The 21,754-nt window shown below is 38.6% G+C and carries 20 protein-coding genes; 4 read left to right on the top strand and 16 right to left on the bottom strand.

What is annotated here, in order from left to right; all coding sequences use genetic code 11:
- Positions 1 to 64: 64 nt before the first annotated feature.
- The 7 genes from pnpS to ACX9YW_RS10650 all read right to left on the bottom strand — a co-directional run bounded on the left by pnpS (position 65) and on the right by ACX9YW_RS10650 (position 7,135).
- Positions 65 to 1,480, bottom strand: coding sequence for a two-component system histidine kinase PnpS (gene pnpS, locus ACX9YW_RS10680; RefSeq protein WP_460346316.1), 1,416 nt, complete (start codon positions 1,478 to 1,480; stop codon positions 65 to 67).
- Positions 1,480 to 2,193: a winged helix-turn-helix domain-containing protein gene (locus ACX9YW_RS10675; protein ID WP_460346102.1), complete on the bottom strand. Its 714-nt coding sequence runs from the start codon at positions 2,191 to 2,193 to the stop codon at positions 1,480 to 1,482. Before ACX9YW_RS10675 ends, pnpS begins: the two co-directional genes overlap by 1 nt.
- Before the next feature lie 102 nt (positions 2,194 to 2,295).
- Positions 2,296 to 2,772, bottom strand: coding sequence for a MaoC/PaaZ C-terminal domain-containing protein (locus ACX9YW_RS10670; protein WP_460346099.1), 477 nt, complete (start codon positions 2,770 to 2,772; stop codon positions 2,296 to 2,298).
- Positions 2,773 to 2,869: 97 nt separating this feature from the next.
- Positions 2,870 to 3,808, bottom strand: coding sequence for a malate dehydrogenase (gene mdh, locus ACX9YW_RS10665; RefSeq protein ID WP_460346096.1), 939 nt, complete (start codon positions 3,806 to 3,808; stop codon positions 2,870 to 2,872).
- Positions 3,809 to 3,885: 77 nt separating this feature from the next.
- On the bottom strand, positions 3,886 to 5,157 hold the full coding sequence (icd, locus tag ACX9YW_RS10660) for an NADP-dependent isocitrate dehydrogenase (RefSeq protein WP_460346314.1): 1,272 nt from the start codon (positions 5,155 to 5,157) through the stop codon (positions 3,886 to 3,888).
- Between the two features lie 119 nt (positions 5,158 to 5,276).
- Positions 5,277 to 6,395: a citrate synthase gene (gene citZ / locus ACX9YW_RS10655; RefSeq protein WP_460346092.1), complete on the bottom strand. Its 1,119-nt coding sequence runs from the start codon at positions 6,393 to 6,395 to the stop codon at positions 5,277 to 5,279.
- Between the two features lie 284 nt (positions 6,396 to 6,679).
- Positions 6,680 to 7,135 (bottom strand): DUF441 domain-containing protein, encoded by a 456-nt coding sequence (locus ACX9YW_RS10650; RefSeq protein WP_460346089.1) that lies wholly within the window; start codon positions 7,133 to 7,135, stop codon positions 6,680 to 6,682.
- Positions 7,136 to 7,322: 187 nt separating this feature from the next.
- Here ACX9YW_RS10650 and ytvI point away from each other — a divergent pair, with 187 nt between their 5' ends.
- The gene (ytvI, locus tag ACX9YW_RS10645; protein ID WP_460346086.1) at positions 7,323 to 8,444 is read left to right on the top strand and encodes a sporulation integral membrane protein YtvI; all 1,122 of its coding nucleotides are present in this window, start codon (positions 7,323 to 7,325) and stop codon (positions 8,442 to 8,444) included.
- A gap of 42 nt (positions 8,445 to 8,486) precedes the next feature.
- On the opposite strand, the gene ACX9YW_RS10640 is transcribed toward ytvI, so the two are convergent.
- From ACX9YW_RS10640 to dnaE, 8 genes are all read right to left on the bottom strand, one after another.
- Positions 8,487 to 8,873 (bottom strand): FxsA family protein, encoded by a 387-nt coding sequence (locus ACX9YW_RS10640; protein ID WP_460346083.1) that lies wholly within the window; start codon positions 8,871 to 8,873, stop codon positions 8,487 to 8,489.
- A gap of 122 nt (positions 8,874 to 8,995) precedes the next feature.
- Complete coding sequence (gene pyk, locus ACX9YW_RS10635) at positions 8,996 to 10,756, bottom strand: pyruvate kinase (RefSeq protein ID WP_460346080.1); 1,761 nt, start codon at positions 10,754 to 10,756, stop codon at positions 8,996 to 8,998.
- A 15-nt stretch (positions 10,757 to 10,771) separates the two neighbouring features.
- Entirely contained in the window at positions 10,772 to 11,731 is a 960-nt protein-coding gene (gene pfkA / locus ACX9YW_RS10630) for a 6-phosphofructokinase (protein WP_460346078.1), read from the bottom strand.
- A gap of 283 nt (positions 11,732 to 12,014) precedes the next feature.
- The gene (accA, locus tag ACX9YW_RS10625) at positions 12,015 to 12,992 is read right to left on the bottom strand and encodes an acetyl-CoA carboxylase carboxyl transferase subunit alpha (RefSeq protein WP_460346075.1); all 978 of its coding nucleotides are present in this window, start codon (positions 12,990 to 12,992) and stop codon (positions 12,015 to 12,017) included.
- The gene (gene accD / locus ACX9YW_RS10620) at positions 12,986 to 13,858 is read right to left on the bottom strand and encodes an acetyl-CoA carboxylase, carboxyltransferase subunit beta (RefSeq protein WP_460346072.1); all 873 of its coding nucleotides are present in this window, start codon (positions 13,856 to 13,858) and stop codon (positions 12,986 to 12,988) included. Before accD ends, accA begins: the two co-directional genes overlap by 7 nt.
- A gap of 135 nt (positions 13,859 to 13,993) precedes the next feature.
- Positions 13,994 to 14,617 carry a FadR/GntR family transcriptional regulator gene (locus ACX9YW_RS10615; protein WP_460346069.1) on the bottom strand — a complete coding sequence of 208 codons (624 nt, stop codon included), beginning with the start codon at positions 14,615 to 14,617 and terminating at the stop codon, positions 13,994 to 13,996.
- 8 nt (positions 14,618 to 14,625) lie between these two features.
- Positions 14,626 to 15,864, bottom strand: a complete 1,239-nt coding sequence (gene ystJ / locus ACX9YW_RS10610; RefSeq protein WP_460346066.1) for an NADP-dependent malic enzyme — start codon at positions 15,862 to 15,864, stop codon at positions 14,626 to 14,628.
- 137 nt (positions 15,865 to 16,001) lie between these two features.
- Positions 16,002 to 19,361, bottom strand: coding sequence for a DNA polymerase III subunit alpha (gene dnaE, locus ACX9YW_RS10605; protein ID WP_460346063.1), 3,360 nt, complete (start codon positions 19,359 to 19,361; stop codon positions 16,002 to 16,004).
- Between the two features lie 167 nt (positions 19,362 to 19,528).
- Here dnaE and ytrH point away from each other — a divergent pair, with 167 nt between their 5' ends.
- The 3 genes from ytrH to ACX9YW_RS10590 all read left to right on the top strand — a co-directional run bounded on the left by ytrH (position 19,529) and on the right by ACX9YW_RS10590 (position 20,779).
- Positions 19,529 to 19,867 (top strand): sporulation membrane protein YtrH, encoded by a 339-nt coding sequence (gene ytrH, locus ACX9YW_RS10600; RefSeq protein WP_460346060.1) that lies wholly within the window; start codon positions 19,529 to 19,531, stop codon positions 19,865 to 19,867.
- On the top strand, positions 19,864 to 20,373 hold the full coding sequence (gene ytrI / locus ACX9YW_RS10595; RefSeq protein WP_460346057.1) for a sporulation membrane protein YtrI: 510 nt from the start codon (positions 19,864 to 19,866) through the stop codon (positions 20,371 to 20,373). Before ytrH ends, ytrI begins: the two co-directional genes overlap by 4 nt.
- Positions 20,374 to 20,641: 268 nt before the next feature.
- Positions 20,642 to 20,779 carry a hypothetical protein gene (locus tag ACX9YW_RS10590; RefSeq protein ID WP_460346324.1) on the top strand — a complete coding sequence of 46 codons (138 nt, stop codon included), beginning with the start codon at positions 20,642 to 20,644 and terminating at the stop codon, positions 20,777 to 20,779.
- On the opposite strand, the gene ACX9YW_RS10585 is transcribed toward ACX9YW_RS10590, so the two are convergent.
- Positions 20,776 to 21,714 (bottom strand): DHH family phosphoesterase, encoded by a 939-nt coding sequence (locus ACX9YW_RS10585; protein ID WP_460346054.1) that lies wholly within the window; start codon positions 21,712 to 21,714, stop codon positions 20,776 to 20,778. The two genes, ACX9YW_RS10590 and ACX9YW_RS10585, sit on opposite strands and share 4 nt — an antisense overlap.
- Between the last annotated feature and the right edge of the window lie 40 nt (positions 21,715 to 21,754).

Genomic DNA, 21,754 nt, shown 5'->3' with positions numbered 1-21,754 from the left:
AATGGGGGTTTTCATTAAGAATCTTATCATTTGTATATGAATTGATTGTTAATGGTTGGTTAAGTTATTGTAAATTATCTAGTGCTGTGACTTTTTCTAACGAAATAGTAAATGTTGACCCCTTGCCCACTACACTTTTGACAGAAATCGTACCTTTATGTGCTTCAACAATATGTTTTACGATGGCTAAACCTAGTCCAGTCCCACCAGAATTTCGACTTCTAGCACGGTCAACTCGATAAAACCGTTCGAAAATTCGCGATACTTCATCCTGTTGGATTCCTATTCCCGTATCCTTAACATGAATATATACCCTATCGCCATCAGCATTTACCCCCATCTCAACATTACCTTGTGAACCAGTGTAATTGATTGCATTACTTAATAGATTGATAAATACCTGCTTAAGTCGGTAATAGTCCCCTTTTACAAAATGAGGAGAAGTTTTAGAGATGATTTGCAAACTGATATTTTTTTGGATAGCTCTTCCTACCAGCATTGTTTTTACCTCTTCAAGTAGAGATAGTATGTCGATTTCCTCAAGCTCCAGTTGAAAGTCATGCTGCTCTATTCTAGAAAGATCCAATAAATCTTGAATTAACGTTTGCAGGCGATCACTTTCTTTTAAGATAATCGATAAAAAGGATTCTAATGTATCTTGATCCTTCATCGCCCCGTCCAAAAGCGTTTCAGAGAAACCTTTGATAGAGGTAATCGGTGTTTTCAATTCATGAGATACATTTGCTACAAAATCCTTGCGCATTTGCTCTAATTTTTTAAGCTCAGTGATGTCATGAAAAACAAGGAGGACCCCCTTCCACTCATTCTGGGTCCCAATTATCGGCGAGCCAAATACATCAAAAAATCGCCTTTCAATCCCGATAGGAAGTAATAGTGTCCGTTTAATATTTTGTTCAGTCATAAAGATTTCTTCTATTAAGTTGGTGATTTCTTTATACTGAATAACATTATAATAAAGCTGCGACATATAGGATTCAGGACTAACGTCAAATACCTCTTTATAAGTTTTATTAATTAAACTTATATAGCCTCGGTTATCAATTAATATTAGAGCACTTCCCATATTCTCTATTAACGTCGATAAACGATCTTGCTGCATTTCCTGATTTTTGACAATTTCTTCAAAATTCCTGGCAAGAATATTGATAGAATGACTGAGAAGGCTTGTTTCATTTTGTTGATCAACATATGTACGCGCCCGGTAATTTCCTTTAGCTAATTCTAGAGCCACCTCTGTTGCTGCTTCAATTGGCTTAGTATAACGATTTTTTATCTTATTCCCTAAGAAAAGGATTAAGATAATGTCCATTACAATGCCAACTCCTAAAATGGTCCATAATCCACTAGGGGCTTGTTCATGGTAAGTAAGGAATAAGCGTCCCAATAAGAAGATAGTGAATATCAATATAGCAATAATGAGGGTGATGAGAATCAAAAATAGTCTAGAACGTTTTTTCATCACAGAGTCTTTGGCTCCTCAAGTTTATAGCCGATCCCTCTAATAGTCTTTATAAATAGTGGTTTTTTTGAATTTTTTTCAATTTTTTCACGCAAATGGCTAATATGAACATCAACAATTCTCGTATCGCCTGCAAAATCATAGTTCCACACGGCGCTTAGCAGTTGATCTCTCGTTAGTACTCGTCCTTTATTGGTCACTAGGTACATTAATAATTCAAATTCCTTTGGTGTTAGTTCAATCACTTCATCTTCCATAAAGGCTTCGTACTTATTCGGGAAAATTTTCAAATTCGCAATTTGGATATAGTCCTTATCTTCATCTTGGACAGGTTGATTGACAGGCGCTTGGGTTCTGCGTAAAATCGCCTTTACTCTAGCTACTACTTCCCTAGGACTAAACGGCTTTGTCATATAATCGTCTGCCCCTAATTCTAAACCGATGATTTTATCAAATTCGTCATCTTTTGCCGTAAGCATGAGAATCGGTGTGGACACTTTCTGTTGTCTCAATTGTTTACAAACTTCAATACCATCTAATTTGGGAAGCATTAAATCTAACACAATAAAATCAGGATTCAACGAAATAGCTAAATCGCGACCTATTTCCCCATCAGTTGCTGTGATAACCTCGAAGCCATTTTGCTCTAAATTGTATTGAAGTAGGGTAAGGATATGCTGCTCATCATCAACGACTAAGACTTTTTTTGACATAATTGCCTCCGCTTTCATTATTAACCCCTGTGAAAACCCCATAGTATTCATCTCTTATTATAATGAAAAAATAAAAAAAACCACAGTAAAATACCTGTGGATTTAAAAATTATCTAAAGCCCGACCTTCCATTTTCTCTAATTTGTGAGGTGGACATACTAAAATATCTCCAACAATTACCGTTTCTTCCGATTCATTTGTGCCGACGACATGAATGACTACGGTATGAGCGCTTTTATTCACTTCTGTTACTTCAAATAAAAATTGCACGGTACCATAATGATATACTTGTTTAGGGAACTCTAAACTTTGCTTTAAAATATGACTCCCAGGTCCAGGCATATATTTAGAAACGGCAGCAGTGATAATCCCTGTTAGCATAATGGTAGGGACAATTGGTTTTTGGAATGGAGTTTGAGATGCATAATCGTGCTGAATATAGAGTGGATTTGCATCATTGGTTAATCCAAGATATAAGAGTAAATCCTTATCTTCTATTTTTTCTGTTAGGGACAATTTTTCGCCTACAGAAATCTCTTCAATCTTGCGTCCAAGCTTTCTTTTTTTACCTAACAACAACAGGACACACCTCCAAATAGTGAAAGCGATTTCTAAAAAAATGATAGAAAAGGGACTGACCAATATTTGTTCATCGATCAGACCCCTTCTGGCTTTTTTATACTAAAACACTCATAACATTACGGACAGCTTCCGCTGATTTATCAAGAGCTTTCTTTTCCTCTTGCGTTAATTCAAGCTCGATCACTTTTTCAATTCCGTTAGCGCCTAGAATGGTCGGCACTCCAAGATAAATTCCTTCATAGCCATACTCACCCTCTAGATACGCAATGGAAGGAATGACGCGACGCTGGTCTTTAAGAATAGCTTCACACATTTGTACAAGAGAAGCAGCAGGTGCATAATAAGCACTTCCGTTACCTAGAAGGTTAACGATTTCCCCACCACCCTTACGAGTACGTTCCACGATTGCATCTAAACGGTCTTTCGGAATTAATGTTTCTAACGGAATTCCTCCCGCGTAGGAGTAACGAACAAGTGGAACCATTTCGTCGCCATGACCACCAAGAACAAAACCAGTAATATCTTTCACAGATAGGTTTAGTTCTTGAGCAATAAATGTACGGAAACGGGCAGTGTCTAGAACTCCTGATTGACCAATTACACGATTTTTAGGGAAACCTGTCTCTTTAAACAATGTGTAAGTCATTGCATCTACTGGGTTAGTTAAAACAACCACATAAGCGTTTGGCGAATGTTTAACGATTTCAGCGGCAACACTCTTCATGATTTTTTGGTTTGTTTGCACTAAATCGTCACGGCTCATCCCCGGCTTACGGGCAATACCCGCTGTCACAACAACAATGTCTGAATCCTTTGTATCCTCATAGTTAGATGTACCGATGATGTTTGCATCAAAACCTTGTACAGGACTTGCTTCTAACATGTCTAGCGCTTTCCCTTTAGTTGGGTTTTCCAATTGCGGAATATCAACTAAAACCACATCAGCAAGCTCTTTTTGTGCAATCATAAGTGCTGTTGTTGCACCTGTAAAACCGCCACCAATAACTGACACTTTTCTACGTTTAAAAGACATGGTAAATCCCCCTAATCGAGTTTTATATTTGAAAAGGGGCCGTTAAAAACGACCCGAGAAACTTCCATACTTTAATCTTATGCCATGTTCTTGATTAATTCGTCACCGAATTCAGAGCACTTTACTTCCGTTGCCCCTTCCATTAAGCGCGCGAAATCATAGGTTACAACTTTAGACGCAATTGACTTTTCCATAGATTGGATAATTAATTTTGCGGCTTCGTTCCAGCCTAAATGCTCAAGCATTAACACCCCTGAAAGGATGACAGAAGATGGATTTACTTTATCTAAACCAGCGTATTTTGGAGCAGTACCGTGTGTAGCTTCAAAAATTGCATGGCCAGTTTCGTAGTTGATGTTTGCTCCTGGTGCGATACCGATACCGCCTACTTGAGCAGCTAATGCGTCAGAAATATAGTCACCGTTTAAGTTCATAGTAGCAACAACATCGAACTCACTAGGTCTTGTTAAAATTTGTTGTAAGAAGATGTCTGCAATCGCATCTTTTACGATGATTTTGCCTGCTGCTTCAGCGTCTGCTTGAGCTTTGTTAGCTGCTTCAGAGCCTTGCTCTTCTTTAATTCTGTCATATTGCGCCCAAGTGAATACTTTATCGCCAAATTCTTTTTCAGCAAGCTCATATGCCCAGTTCTTGAACGCACCTTCAGTAAACTTCATAATGTTACCTTTATGTACGATTGTTAAAGATTTACGACCTTCGTTAATCGTATAGTTTAATGCAGCACGAACTAAGCGAGAAGTACCTTCTTCAGAAATAGGCTTAATACCGATACCTGATGTTTCAGGGAAACGAATTTTCTTCACACCCATTTCAGTTTGAAGGAAGTTGATTAATTTTTCTACTTCTGCTGAACCTTTTGCGTATTCAATTCCAGCATAAATATCCTCTGTGTTCTCACGGAAAATCACCATGTCAGTGTCTTGAGGACGCTTAACTGGTGATGGAACGCCTTCAAACCAACGTACTGGACGTAAGCACACGAATAAATCTAATTCTTGACGTAATGCTACGTTTAATGAACGAATTCCGCCGCCAACTGGAGTAGTTAAAGGACCTTTGATAGCAATGAAATATTCGCTAATTGCATCAAGTGTTTCTTGTGGTAACCATTCACCCGTTTGGTTAAATGCTTTTTCCCCTGCTAAAACTTCTTTCCAAACGATTTTCTTTTCGCCATTATAGGCTTTTTCAACTGCTGCGTCTAATACGCGAGAAGCTGCTGCCCAAATATCAGGACCGGTACCGTCTCCTTCAATAAAAGGAATGATAGGATTGTTTGGTACGTTTAATACCCCATTTGAAACTGTGATTTTTTCTCCAGACATTATGTATCCCTCCAAAATTTCTTTGTTCAACTATAAATGGATCGAAAAATGAATACTCAAAGGTTAGAAGAAAAATCTTCTAACCTCATTCATTTTAACAGTTTTCGATTGAAAGTAAAATATTAGCCTCTTTGCTCAATTGGTACATAAGTCTGCATGCCAGGACCTGTGTACTCTGCACGAGGGCGAATCAGGCGGTTGTTATCATATTGTTCTAAAATGTGTGCCAACCAACCAGATACACGGCTAACAGCAAAGATTGGTGTAAACAAATCATGATCGATTCCAAGACTATGGTACATGGAAGCTGAGTAGAAATCCACATTTGGTGGTAAATTCTTTTCACTTGTAACAATTTTTTCAATCTCGACTGACATTTGGTACCAATGCGGTTCACCAGTTAAAGCCGTTAATTTTTCAGACATTTTTCTTAGATGCTTGGCACGAGGATCACCTTGACGGTACACACGATGTCCGAATCCCATAATTTTCTCTTTATTTGCAAGCTTACCGTGAACATAGCTATCTACGTTTTCTAATGTGCCAATTTCTTTTAGCATTTTCATTACAGCTTCATTAGCACCGCCGTGAAGTGGTCCTTTTAATGCGCCGATTGCCGCAGTCACACCAGAATATACATCAGAAAGCGTTGCCACACAAACACGCGCAGTAAATGTAGAGGCATTTAACTCATGGTCAGCATGAAGAACTAATGCTTTATCTAGCGCTTCAACTGCAATAGAATCTGGTTCGTTACCTGTTAACATAAATAAAAAGTTAGCGGCAAAATTTAAATCTTTGCGTGGAGTCACTGGCTCTAGCCCAGCTCTTACGCGGGAAAACGCTGCCACAATGGCTGGCATTTTTGCTTGCAAACGAATGGCTTTACGATAATTTGCATCTCTTTCCATTACATCCGCTTCGTCGTCATAAAGACCTAGTAATGAAACAGCGGTACGGATGGCTGCCATCGGGTGAATATCACCGATTGGAATCAGTTTAAAATGTTCAATGATTTCCTTTGGAAGATCCATATTATCTGCTAATTGCTGCTTCAATTGGGCTAATTCAGCCGCAGTTGGAAGCTTGCGATGCCATAATAAAAATATTACTTCTTCAAAGGTTGCGTTGTCGGCTAAATCATCAATATTGTAACCAACATACGTTAATGTATCATCGATAATTGAACTAATCGATGAAGATGTAGCTACTACCCCTTCAAGACCTCTTGTAACTGACAATCTAATCTCTCCTTTACATGAAAAATTTCCCCATCAACCTATTAATGTCGGCTTAAGCCGTATAAATGAATCATAGTACAATATCCCGATTTCTTCAAAGTTATCGAGCGGGTGCTCGGTAAAAAGCAGAGTGTTCCGATTTATTATGTATCTACTGTATTCACCAATAAAAAAACTTCATTAAGAAAAAAGGATACGCTTACAAGCCTATTATAAACAATAATCAGAACTTTGGGAATGAAAACCACATAAAATGGCTGAAAAATTATTATACCGAAAAATAACTATCTAAAAAACTCAAAAATTTTCATCGCTAAAAAGGCGATTCCAGCACCGATCAATGGTCCGACTGATACACCATTAAATAACGAAACGGCAAGAATTGTTCCAATTACTAGTGCGGTTGTAATATGTGGGTCTGTTGAAAGTAATGTCACTCCCCCCTTTGCCAGTAATGCGACAGCCATTCCTGAGAGGAGTGCAATCCAAGCATATGGTGATTTAAAAGCACCACTTAAATCCTTAAAGCCTATATCACCATTGGCAATTGGAGATAATACTGCGATGGTAATGACGATAACTCCCCATTCAATTCCTTTTGTTTGGATTTGCGTGAAATATTTAGAATCGAGACCGATTATTTTTAGGATAAATAAAACAGCAATGGCTATAATCAATGATTTATTTTTTGCTAATAGGCCGATAACTAAGAGTAATAGTAAAAATAATAATGACTGCACCTTATCTTCCCTCCAATCTGGTGACGTTATTGTAATATAACTTATGTTTTAATAACTTATTGTTTAATTTTTGGTTTTAATAGGATAATCATACTTCCATGATGGAAAAAACGAGCCAGAATATGCGAATTATTCAATAAAATGTTAAAATAAATTCATTAATGCGTTTTTAGTCTGGGGGGAAGATATGAATCTAACATATGTTTACCGAACATTGCGATTTATTTTAGTCGCAGGGGCAGTTATCTTAGGGCTGATGGCGTTTTACTTTATTTCTAAGGTAACCTATCCATTTTTAATCGGTCTGGCAATTGCATTTTTAATTAATCCGCTCGTCAATTTTTTTGTTAGCAAATTTAGAATGCCAAGGTCGGTATCCGTCCTAGTAGCGTTAGTTATTTTATTTTCTGTTGCGGCCGGCCTGATCATCTTACTTATTGCAGAAATTGTTTCTGGAGCCGAATACTTAGCGAAGGTAGTACCTAATCATTTAGACACCGTAATCAATTATTTAGAGGAGCTATTTGCCGCGCAAATCATTCCTTTATATAACCAATTAACAAGCTTATTTAATAATTTGGATGCTGGCCAGCAGGATACGATAATGGAAAATATCCAAAATGTTGGTACTAAATTTGGTACAACTGTTGGCGCATTTATTCAGAATTTCTTTGGAAATATTCCAAACATCTTATCATGGTTTCCTAACGCCGCAACTGTTCTGATTTTTTCATTGCTAGCAACCTTTTTTATCAGTAAGGATTGGTACCGCCTTAGTGCCTTAGGAAGCAGACTGTTACCCGGACGCGCAAAGACTAGTGGAAAAACAGTGTTTGAAGATTTAAAAAAGGCATTGTTTGGTTTTATTAAAGCACAGTTGACGTTAATTTCAATTACGACAGTTATTATTTTGATTGGACTGCTCGTTCTTCGGGTGGACTATGCTATAACGATTGCATTAATTTGTGGTATTGTTGATATTATTCCCTATCTAGGAACTGGCGCCATTTTTGTTCCATGGATTATTTATGAAGCAATATCTGGTGATATCAGCACAGCGATTGGCTTGGGAGTCCTTTATGTGGTTGTGTTAGTCCAAAGACAAGTAATGGAGCCTAAGATTCTTTCCTCCAATATTGGTTTAGATCCACTGGCAACCTTAATTTCCTTGTTTGTTGGTTTTAAACTATTAGGATTTTTAGGGTTGATCGCAGGACCAGTTTTACTTGTGATCATCAGCACCCTACACCGTGCCAACGTTTTCCGCGATCTTTGGTCGTTTATACTGGGGAGAGAAGAAATTAAGTGATTAGAAAAAGCTACTCTGTTTGTAAAGAGTAGCTTTTTTAGGTTAGTAAATGATTTTCCTGTTGTTTTTGTGGATTTTTGCATGAAATTTTTTCTTCATGAATTTTTTAAAATAAACTCTAGTTACCGGGAAAAGGAGTAGGAACCCCATAATGTCGGTGAGAAAGCCAGGAGCTAATAGAAAGATTCCACCGACCAAAATGCAAATTCCATCCAGAATGGTTTCCCCGGGCATTTCTCCCATTTGTAACTGCTGCTGAAGCTGGCGATATACGGATAACCCCTGCTTTTTTGCTAAATAAGAGCCGATGACTCCTGTAAAGATAATTAAAAAAATGGTCGGCCAAGTACCGATGATTCTACCAGAAACTAATAAAAAACTGATTTCAGCTGCTGGTATGATGATAATTAAAAGTAAGAGTAATCTCAATGATAACGCCCCTATTCTACACTGCCTACCTATATAATAATACCAATAAAAGATAAGTTCAATTTCTGAAATGGTGTAACCAAAAAAGGGTACCCCAAATTAGGGCACCCATCAATCAAATTTTAAAGTACGCTGGCGTGACCATTGTAGATGACGCCGCGTCCTGAGTCTACGGTAATTTCTTGGCCGTCTTTGAATAATTTTGTAGCATTTTCAACTCCCACGATAACCGGAATACCTAGGTTTAGTCCTACCACGGCAGCGTGACTTGTTAGACCGCCTTCTTCGGCAATAAGGGCAGCGCATTTTTCAATCGCCGGAACCATTTCACGATCAGAGCCATAAGTAATTAGGATAGAGCCCTCTTTCACCTTAGCCAAAGCTTCGGCAGCATTCAATGCAACGACAACCCTACCATAAGCTGACTTTCTACCAATACCTTGCGCCTTCGCAATGATATCACCAACAACATGAATCTTCATTAAATTGGTTGTTCCTGCTTCTCCAACCGGAACACCTGCTGTAATGACCACTAGATCTCCATGCTTCACTAATCCGCTATTTACACTTTCATCAACGGCAATATCAAGCATTTCATCTGTTGTTCGTGCTTGTTGACCCATTTGTGGGTACACGCCCCAAACTAGTGATAAGCTACGCTTTGTTGTTTCGCTTGCTGTCACGGCAACAATTGGCGCTTTTGGACGATACTTCGAAATCATTCGAGCCGTATGTCCACTTTCAGTAGGAGTGATGATGGCATTTACATCCAGATTCAGAGCTGTGTATGCAACAGATTGGCCAATTGCATCAGTAATATTATGGTCGTTCTCCTTGCTGCGAGCGGAAAGGATTTCTTTATGGTCTAATGCTTCCTCTGCTCTTGAAGCAATATTGTGCATTGTTTGAACTGCCTCAACCGGATAATTCCCTGCAGCCGTTTCACCAGAAAGCATGATAGCATCTGTTCCGTCAAAAATCGCATTCGCAACATCACTGGCCTCAGCGCGAGTTGGACGCGGATTACGCTGCATCGAGTCTAACATTTGTGTTGCCGTAATAACCGGCTTTCCTTGCGCATTACATTTTTTGATGAGCATTTTTTGAACTAGCGGAACTTCTTCTGCCGGGATTTCTACACCTAAATCTCCTCTGGCAACCATTAAACCATTAGAAATTTCAAGAATCTCATCAATATAGTCAACGCCCTCTTGGTTTTCGATTTTAGGAATGATTTGAATATGAGTAGCTTGATTCTCTTCTAATAATCGACGGATTTCGAGAACATCGGAAGCACGTCTTACGAACGAGGCCGCAATAAAATCAACTTCTTGTTGGATTCCGAACAGGATATCCTTTGCATCCTTTTCCGTAATTCCTGGTAATTTAACGGAAACACCAGGCACATTGACTCCTTTTTTATTTTTCAATGTACCGCTATTTAAGATTTTCGTTTGAATTTCCTGTTTATCTTTATCAATTGATAGTACTTCCAATCCAATCAATCCATCATCAAGTAAAATTCTTGAACCAACATGGACATCGTGGATTAGCCCCGGATATGTAACAGAGAACTTTTCAGTAGTACCTTCAACCTCGACCATGGAAACGATGATATGGTTACCTGCTTGTAGTTCAATCGCTCCACCCACCATATTGTTCGTTCTGATTTCAGGGCCTTTCGTATCCAATAAAATCGCCACAGTTTTTCCAGTTTGGCGAGCTGCTTCACGGATATTCTTAATTCTTGCTCCATGTTCTTCATGGTCACCATGAGAAAAATTTAATCTCGCAACGTTCATTCCCGCTTCAATCAGTTGGGTTAATTTTTCGACACTCTCACTTGCCGGACCAATCGTACAAACGATTTTTGTTTTGCGCATTATCATATCCTCCAATTAAATCGATAATTCTTTCGAAAGTTTGTATAGACTTAAATCTCCAGAATGCTTATGGCTAAATATTTCGGATAAATCGGAATCGACTAACTTGTTCTGTTGAATTCCGACTGCTCTTCCACCCTTACCTTCCATTAATAATTCTACTGCTCGCGCCCCAAGACGGCTTGCCAATACACGGTCAAAAGCTGTTGGTGAACCGCCACGTTGGATATGGCCTAACACGGAAATTCGCGTATCAATATTGGCTGCTTCTTTTAATTGTTTTGCGAAATCGGTTGCACTACAAACTCCCTCAGCTACCACAATAATACTATGCTTCTTTCCACGCTCATGTCCACTCTTTAAGCGTGCCGCAATTTCTTCCATGTCATAATTCTCTTCAGGGATTAAAATCGTTTCCGCACCTCCGGCAAGTCCAGCCCATAGTGCGATATCTCCTGCATCGCGTCCCATTACTTCAATAATGAAAGTACGCTCATGAGAGGTAGCCGTATCACGAATTTTGTCAATTGCATCAATGACTGTATTTAAAGCGGTATCAAAGCCAATCGTAAAATCAGTCCCCGCAATATCATTATCGATTGTTCCTGGTACCCCAACACAAGGATAGCCTTGTTCCGTTAACGCCTTGGCTCCCCGATAGGAACCATCCCCACCGATAACGACCAAACCTTCAATCCCCAATTTTTTTAATTGCTCGATTCCTTTTTGCTGGCCCTCTTTCGTTCTAAACTCTTCACATCTTGCAGAATAAAGCATCGTTCCGCCACGATGAATGATATCACCAACCGATCCTAATTCTAGCTTTTTTATATTTCCATTTATTAATCCTGTATAACCCCCATAAACTCCATAAACGTCCAAATTATGAAAAATAGCTTTACGGACAACAGCCCGAACGGCTGGGTTCATTCCAGGAGAATCACCGCCACTAGTAAGTACTCCGATTTTTTTCATCTTTTCCACCTCTAAAAAATAATGTGAAAAACAATTATGTAATAAAAATTGTGCAAATCTAGGCTATTCTTATTATGAACAAATCGCCCCAGAATATTTCTAAAATAACATGAACCTATTGGTATCTCAATACAATAAGCATGAACTTTTAGGAAAAACTCTCGATTTCAAAATGTAAGCGTTTTAGAATAGGGAAAATGTCATAAACTTTTCAAATTAAAATAGTGTTCTATAATAGACAAATAAAAAGCTGACTCAAAGCAATTCGAGCCAGCTTTTATATTTATTTGACGCCTATCGATTCTTCTTCCTGGGAAAATTCACCAATTGCTTTGAATTTTTGATAGCGTTGATCGATTAATTGAATATCGGTCATTTTTGTTAATTCCTGTAAGGAACTAAAAAGAACTTGATCGATTTCACTAGCTTGTTGTTTCAAGTCACGATGAGCGCCACCCTTAACTTCAGGAATAATCTCATCAATAACCCCAAGTTGCTTTAAGTCTGGTGCAGTAATTTTCATCGTTTCTGCCGCTTGCTTAGCCAATGAGGAATCCTTCCAAAGAATCGCAGCAGCACCTTCAGGCGAAATTACCGAGTATGTTGAATTTTCTAGCATATGAATATGATTTCCAACACCTAGGGCTAAGGCACCACCACTTCCACCTTCACCAATCACGATACAAACAACTGGAACTTTTAAACTTGCCATTTCAAATAAATTTTTAGCAATTGCCTCGCTTTGACCACGTTCCTCTGCTGCCTTACCTGGATATGCACCCTTCGTATCAATAAAACAAATAATTGGACGATGAAACTTTTCCGCCTGATGCATTAAACGCAGTGCTTTACGATAACCTTCCGGATGTGGCATCCCAAAATTACGACGAATATTCTCCTTCGTATCTTTTCCACGTTGATGACCAATGACTGTTACAGGTATTCCCCGATACATTGCTACCCCACCGACGATTGCCTCATCATCACCAAAAGTACGATCTCCATGACATTCAAAGAAATCTTTAAAAAGTAAAGAAATATAGTCAAGTGTAGTTGGGCGATTTGGGTGACGAGCAATTTGCACGCGATCCCACGGTTTCATATTTTCGTAAATATCTTTTTCAAGCTTTTCTAAGCGGGATTCCAGTTTTTCTATTTCAACGGAAAGGTCAACATCCGCATTCTTGGTAAATTCCTTTAATTCGACAATCTTTTTTCGCAATTCAATGACCGGTTTTTCAAACTCTAATTCTCCTACCATTGAAGAGCACCCCCCGGTTGATGGATTTCAAGTAGGTTCATCATCTTTTCTCTTAGCTCTAATCTTGAAACAACTGCATCTAACTGACCATGTTTCAAAAGAAATTCAGCTGTTTGAAAATCCTCCGGAAGTTCTTCGCGGATGGTTTGTTCAATAATTCGTCTACCAGCAAAGCCAATTAACGCACCTGGTTCAGCAAAATTATAGTCCCCAAGTGATGCAAAGCTTGCAGACACCCCGCCAGTTGTTGGATGGGTCATAATCGATATAATCAATCCGCCATGATCGCTAAATCGTTTTAGAGCAACACTCGTCTTCGCCATTTGCATTAGGCTCAAAACCCCCTCCTGCATTCTGGCACCACCTGAAGCTGTGAAAATAATAAATGGTACTGAAAGTTGGTCAGCCTTTTCAATTGCACGAGTAATTTTTTCTCCAACAACTGAGCCCATACTTCCCATTCGAAAGGTAGAATCCATAATTGCTACAACGATTGGGAATCCACCAACTGTACCTGTTCCTGTTACAACAGCTTCGTTTAAATTTGTCTTTTTAATATCGCCCTGTAACTTCTCAAGATAATCCGGAAAATTTAAAGGATTCTCTGAAGTCATACTGGAATCCATTTCTTCAAAACTATTTTCATCCAAAAAGCTTTCAATTCTTTCAAAAGAGTTCATTGGATAATGATAACCGCAATGAAAACAAACCTTATTATTTTTAACTAGTTCCTTTGTGTACATGATTTTTTTACAATCCGGACATTTGGACATAATACCTTCAGGTACATCCTGTTTAGCACTCTCAGAAGGTATCGTTGCATATTTCTTCTTCTTATTTTTAGTAAATAACCCCTTAATTTGCAAAGTGAAACCTCCTAAATACGCAAGTGGTCAGACCACTTTTTGTTTTTTAATACCCAGCTCACAAGCTTGGGCAATAAATTAGCTTGTCCTATTACTATAGAACAATTTTTATACAAAATATGTTTGAATTTGTCGTTATAAAGACGACATATTCCGCATTTTATGATAAGTGTCTAATACTTGTTGCTCGGCACTATTTTCTAACGCGATGATTAATTCTTCGTATAATGATCGATGAATAGCCGCCTTCTTTATTTCTAAAGCATTTATATAATCATATAAAATATGCCATATTCTCAGTAACAAATAGTTTTCTGCCATTTCGGCAATCTCAAAGAAAAATTGTTCGTCATCGACAATTTCCGATTGGATTTTCGAGCGAAGTGTAGCCAAATCGGTTTTTGTTTTTCTGCCCACAGCGAGCCGAAGACAGTCCATTTCAATGTAATTTCTAGTCTCGATCACATCTTTAATTGCTTTTTCATCTTGAAGAACAAATGTCCCTAACAATTGGACCAGTTGATTGCCTCGAAAATCGCGAATGAACGTCCCTTCTCCGCGCCTAGTTTCAATTAGACCAAGCAACTCTAACGCCCTTAAAGCTTCACGAACGGAGGAGCGCCCAACATTAAGGCGCTCAGATAGTTCCCGTTCGGAAGGTAGTTTGTCACCAGGTTTTAATCGTTCCTGTGTTATAAGACCTCTCAATTGCTTGACAATTTCTAGATAAACCTTTGATTCTTTTTGTGAGGATGGCACCAGTATCATCACTCACTTTTGCCAATAATCGCTAATTGACGGGTTTTTTCTTTAATTTCCTCTGGATCGACCTTAATTCGGGCAACGCCTGTATCCATCGCAGCTTTCGCAACAGCTGCGGCAACTTCAGGAGCCACACGTGGGTCAAACGGTCCAGGAATAACATAATCGGAATGAAGCTCGTCTTCCGAAATGAGACCGGCAATGGCTTCAACAGCCGCTACTTTCATTGATTCATTTATATGGGTTGCGCGTACATCTAATGCACCTCGAAAAATCCCCGGGAAGGCAAGAACGTTATTTACTTGATTAGGGAAGTCAGAACGGCCAGTTCCGATTACGCTTGCTCCGGCTTCTTTAGCAATTTCAGGCATGATTTCTGGAACTGGGTTTGCCATTGCAAAAATTATGGCATCCGGATTCATGGATTCCACCATTTCTTTAGTGAGAGCCCCCGCAACAGAAACACCGATAAAGACATCGGCACCTTGAATAACATCTTCAAGATTGCCTTTTAGATTTTCACGGTTAGTATATTTAGCTACCTCGTCCTTGATGGCATTCATTCCTTTTGGACGACCTTCATAAATAGCCCCTTTTGTATCACACATGATGATGTCTCTGACACCATAACGATATAAAAGTTTGATGATGGCAATACCTGCTGCTCCGGCACCGTTTGCCACTACCTTAATTTCGGTAATTTTTTTGCCGACAATCTTTAAAGCATTCAAAAGCCCGGCAACCGTTACAATAGCAGTACCATGTTGATCATCATGAAAAATTGGGATATTCGTTTCCCGCTTTAAGCGTTCCTCCACTTCAAAGCAGTGAGGAGCTGAAATATCTTCAAGATTAACACCACCAAAAGTTGGCTCAAGTAGCTTAACCGTTTCCACAATTTTATCAACATCTGTCGTTGCAAGACAAATTGGAAAGGCATCCACACCTGCAAAACTCTTAAATAATACTGCCTTTCCTTCCATTACAGGAAGAGCCGCCTCTGGACCAATATTTCCTAACCCTAAAACAGCTGTTCCATCCGAAACCACTGCTACCATGTTCCCCTTCATGGTATAGTCATATACTGTTTCCGGTTTATCGTAAATTTCTTTACAAGGCTCCGCAACCCCGGGTGAATAGGCGAGACTTAAATCTCTTGCGTCTCTCACAGGTACCTTTGATTTTGATTCCAGTTTGCCTTGGTTTTCTCGGTGCATTTGCAATGCTTCTTCGCGCAAATTCATTCTTTATTCACTCCCTAAATTGATCAACATAGGATTTTTCTATATCGCTGCTAAGTGAATGGACTCTAGTAAAATAGTGGTCAGACCACAAATAAATTCTATTTACCAATATAACATAACTCAGCAACTTGTAAAGACTATTCCTTTAGGATTACGTTATCCAAACCAAGAATATTTTTTAATTGATCAAGCAAATATCCCGTTGGTTTAATAGAGAATTCTTCATCTAAAAGGACAGTTTTTTTTGATTTTTCGTAATATAAAACAATGCTAGTGTGCCCGTGGTTCTTTCGAAAAAGTTCTTTTAGTTGTTGAAGTACTTTATTCGATTGCTGTGATTCTTCTAATTTTAAATACAAGACGGATTTTGGTTTTTTATTCTTTTCTAACCACTCTTGCATTGGTACTACATTTTCGATAATGAGTTGTACCGTTTCGGATCGTTCTTCCACTTTCCCATTTACAACCAACATACTTCCCTGTTTAAGATGGAGGAGTGTTTTTGTATAGACTGTTGGAAAAACCACTGCCTCCATTTCCCCACTTGGGTCAGAAACCGTAAGGAAAGCCATTGCTTCTCCCTTTTTGGTACGAATTTTTTTAATTCCTGTTATATAAATCCCTACCAACACACGCTTGTTTGCTTTATTTAAACCAGATAGCTGTTTACAGCCAGATAGAAGTAATTCTTTTTCATAGGCAGTAACAGGATGGTCAGAAAGGTAAAGTCCTAAAACCTCTTTTTCAAGATTAAGTTTATCTTCAATTAATAGCGGTTCAATTTCGACATATTTAGGTTTCAAAAAGAACTCTGCCTCGGAAAAAAAGTCAATTTGATTCGTTTCTTCTGGATTAACTAGCACAGAATGGTCAATTGCTACATCTAAACTCGCTAAATAGATAGCTCTATCCTTTCCAAACTCATCAAAACTACCCGAGTGGACAAGTGTTTCCAACGTTTTTCGATTGATGATTTTCATTGAAACCCGCATACAAAAATCAAACAAATCGTCGAATTTCTTTTGCTTACGCTTTTGAAATATTTCCTTCATGACCACTGCACCAATGCCTTTAATTGCAGCTAGGCTGTATCTTATCGCGCCGCTCTCAACATGAAAGGAGTAACCGCTCTTATTAATGGAAGGCGGTAACACCTTTAAATTCATTTGTTTAACCTCACGAATATATTGAGCAATCTTTGATTCATTTCCTATTACCGATGTTAATAAGGCAGCCATAAAATATAATGGATAATGGGCTTTTAAATAGGCCAATTGATAAGAAATTAAGCTATAGGCAACAGCATGGCTACGATTAAACCCATAATTGGCAAAACGAACAATCAAATCGTAAATTTCATTGGCAACATTTTCTTGATAGCCATTGTTGAGAGAGCCTTTCACAAAATGGGTTCGTTCCCGGTCTAATATTTCTTTTTGTTTTTTCGAAACTGCTCGCCGGAGCAAATCTGCTTCACCTAGTGAGAAACCAGCCATTTTTGAGGCGATTTGGATAATTTGTTCTTGATAAACAATGACTCCATATGTTTTATCCAAAATATCCTTTAAATCTGGATGTGGGTAGTGAATCGGTTCAATGCCATGTTTACGGTCAATAAATAACGGAATATTTTCCATTGGACCTGGACGGTACAACGCATTGACCGCGACAATATCTTCAAATTGCGATGGCTTTAGTTTTATTAAAACCTTCCGCATCCCCTCCGATTCTAGCTGAAAAATACCGGTTGTATCTCCATCCGACAAAAGTTCAAAGACAGCTGGGTCATTTAATGGCAACGTCTTTAAATTTATTTTTTCACCTTTGCCCTTTTCGATTTGTCGCACGATATCCTCGAGTAAGGTTAAATTCCTTAACCCAAGAAAATCCATTTTCAACAGTCCAATATCCTCGAGATATTCCATTGAATATTGCGTTAGATAGACTCCTTGGTGTCCGTTTTGAATCGGAACCATATTTACCAAGGGCTCCTCACTGATAATGACTCCTGCAGCATGTGTGGAGGTATGCCGTGGCAACCCTTCAAGCTTTAGCGCCGTCTGAAACAGCTTTTTATGTAACTCGTTTTCACCGACAAATTCTCGTAGCCCTTCAGATTCCTTATAAGCCGATTGCAAACTAATCCCTAACTGTGAGGGCACTTGTTTCGACAGGGAATCGAGTTCCTTAGTATTTAGGCCAAACGCCCGACCTACATCCCTCAATGCTGCCTTTGCCGCCAATGTACCAAAGGTGATGATTTGAGCGACATGCAACTCTCCGTATTTCCCTGCTACATAGCGAATAACTTCGTCCCTTTTTACGTCAGGGAAGTCAATATCAATATCGGGCATTGAGATTCGCTCTGGATTTAGAAATCGTTCGAATAAAAGATCATGTTCGATAGGGTCGACATCGGTAATATTTAGAACGTAAGCAACTAATGATCCTGCTGCAGAGCCACGACCCGGCCCAGTAAGAATGTCATTTTCATTAGCAAATTTCATAAAGTCCCAAACAATTAAAAAATAGTCACTAAATTGCATTTTTTTAATAATTTGCAGTTCATAGGCTAGCCGCTCATGATATTCTTTCGATGGCTTAGCAATCTTTTCCTGCAATCCCTGAAAGCAAAGTTCCTCTAACAAGTTGTCAGCCGTATATCCTTCACCTGTTGGGAATTTAGGCAAATGCTTTTCATTTAATGAAAGAAGTACATTACACTGTTCGGCAATCTTTAACGAGTTCTCTAACGCATTGGGATACTCCGAAAATAACTTTACCATTTCCTGACTAGATTTAAAGTAATATTGGTCACTATCTAGCTTTTCATGGTGGTCATCTTGCAATTTTTCGCCATTTTTTATTGCTAATAAGCATTCGTGGGCTAAGGCATCCTCTTGTTCTAAGTAAAAAACCTGATTTGTCGCAACGGATGCTGTTTCTGTTTCACGTCCAAGTTGGAGTATTTCATTATGTATCGAAACTTCTTTTGTTGTTTGATGATTCTGCAAACCTAAAAAAAAGTTAGTTTTACCAAAAATAGATTGGTATTTTAAAATCGACTCCCTAGCTAATTCTCTATTTTTATTTAACAATTGGGATTCTATTTCTCCCTCAAGCCCAGGCGTGATTGCTATGAGCCCTGCATGGTAATGTTTGAGCCATTTGAGTGGTATGCCTGTATCTGATTTCGTTTTGATAACACTACTTATCTTTAGAAGATTTTGAAAACCATAACGATCCTTTGCTAGCAAAACAAGAGGATACGTCTCCTCTTTTTCATTTAAAATATCGGCGGTTAGTCCTAATATCGGTTTGATTCCGTGTTTTAAACATTCTTTATAAAAAGGAATGGTTCCATACATGACATTTCGGTCAGTCAATGCTAGTGCTTGAAAACCTTTCTGTTTGGCCGCTTGGACCAAAGAATTAATCGGAATGGTACTGCTTAATAAGCTATAGGTACTGTACACATGAAGGTGAATAAAAGACATTTCAAGTTCCCTCCCTTCCACTTACTTACGTTTCTATTATAGAGCCCAATCAATAAAAAAGAAAATATGTTCTCATTACATTCATCGAATGTTTTGTGGCTTTATCATAGAAGCTGTCCACTTTTCATATGATGAAGTAAGTCGATAATAGGACAGGTGGTTTTGTTATGAAGGAAATTGGCTTTTTCCCCACATTAATTGTTAGTTATTTTATTGCGCTAGGAGTTATTTTAGGAGGCTCGCTACTAAGTGGTTTAGCGGCATTTTTAACCGGACAACCTCCACTTACGACCATCTTCCGCTATTCAACCGATCTACGAATTTGGGCAATCATCGCCGCCATTGGAGGTACCTTTGATACCGTGTATAGCTTCGAAAAGGGTCTATTAGAAGCGGGAACCAAGGAAATCTTTAAACAGTTTATTTTAATTTTGGCAGCCTTAGGCGGTGCCCAGACGGGAGCTAAGCTGATATTTTGGTTGACTGAGGGTCATACACAACTATGAGAATTCCATCTATCCAATTATGGAAGGAATGGCGGCGCTTTTTTACAGGGATGGCCATAGGAGCAATGATTAGCTGGAGTATTTTTGTATTCATATTTGGCATATTGCAAGAAAAACAAGCAAAGCTTATTCATGAACAGGCTCATGATATTAAAAAATTAGAATCCGAAAAAAAAATATGGCAGGATGAATTTGCTGCACTAAATAAAAAAAATCAGGAAAAAATAACAGTTCAAGAGTTAAAAATAAAGATAAACCCAAAAACGGCTGAAAAGTTCAATTTAAATAAGTTTAGTGTTTATGAAGTGGAAGAGAGTATTAAAAACGATTTAGAAATGGTTGTCGCCAAAGATTTGGAGACAGTCTACAAAAGCCGTGAACTAATCAAGAGGGCAATTGAAAATAAAGTGTTTAAAATTGATAGCAAGCGTTATCGACTAGAAGTAGATGAAATCTATATTTATACAACCTTAAATATTCAGCTTCATATTCATTTAGCAAGTTAAAAAGACCCTGGCAAAAGGGTCTTTCAGACTGTAGACAAACTCGGAGAGTTTCGAGTGTGCTACAGTCTTTTTTCTATTAAAATAAATTTATACGCTAAAGAATCGTTGATTTCCGCGAAGGGCGAACGCTTTCCGCGGGGTGTGCCTTGAGCCTCCTCAGTCGCTATGCTCCCTGCGGGGTCTCAAGGCGCACACTAGTCCCGCAGGAGTCGTCGCCCTTCGCTCCAATCAACTAGTATCCTGAAAAAAAACTATGAGGTGACGTACCATGATGACCAAAAACCAATCCAATGAACGTGATCAATTAGAAATGCTGACTATCGACCAATTAGTTCTTAGAAGGTCATTTGGTACGATGCCTTTTGTCAACAATCTGAAAGACCCTACAAGAGGGTCTTTTCTTTAATGGTTGGAACAAAGTTCATCTAACTCTTTCACTACCTTTTCCGCTTCTTCCCAATGATAGATAGAAGCACCGGCTGCTAAAGGATGGCCACCACCGTTATAGTTACGGGCGACACCATTAATGATTGGACCTTTTGACCGTAAGCGAACTCGAACTTGGTCTTCTTCTTCGATAAAGAATACCCATGCTTTAATCCCTTTTACATTCCCCAGTGTTCCAACGAGTAAGGAAGCTTCGGATGGCACGACATTAAAACGTTTTAATACTTCCTTTGATAGTGTCACCGTGGCTACCCCAGTTTGGCGCATTTCAAAATTTTCAAGAATGTAACCATTTAATTTAATGACATTTGGCTCTAGCTCATACATTTTGTCAAATAGATCAGTTCTTGAAAATTGATAATGAATTAGTTCACCTGCATACATAAAGGTCTTTTCGGATGTACTCGGAAATAAAAATCTTCCCGTATCACCAACAATTCCTGCAAAAAGTAGTCTAGCTGCCTCATCTGACATCGTTAACCCTTTATCCTTACCATATAGGTAAAATTCATAAATCATTTCACTAACTGAACTGGCTGTTGTATCAACCCATAATAAATCCCCATATGGATCTTCATTAGGATGATGATCGATTTTGATTAACATTTTCCCAAGTGTATATCTGGAATCACAAATTCGTTCTTGATTGGCTGTATCGCAAACAATCACGAGGGCATCTTGGAAAACCTCATCACCAATCACATCCAAGCGTCTCATATAATGTAAGGATGGGTCTTCCTTTCCTACTGCATATACTCTTTTATTTGGGAAAGAATTCTTCAAAATTTCAACCAGCCCGCATTGGGAACCATAGGCATCCGGATCCGGCCGGACATGACGATGGACAATAATCGTATCAAATTGTTGGATTGTTTCTAGAATTTGCTCTTTCATATAGGTCTCCTTTATTTCTAGTGGAATTTAAACCAAAGAA

Source organism: Pseudoneobacillus rhizolycopersici (assembly GCF_054786815.1).
This window is presented reverse-complemented; position numbering and strand designations above follow the sequence as displayed.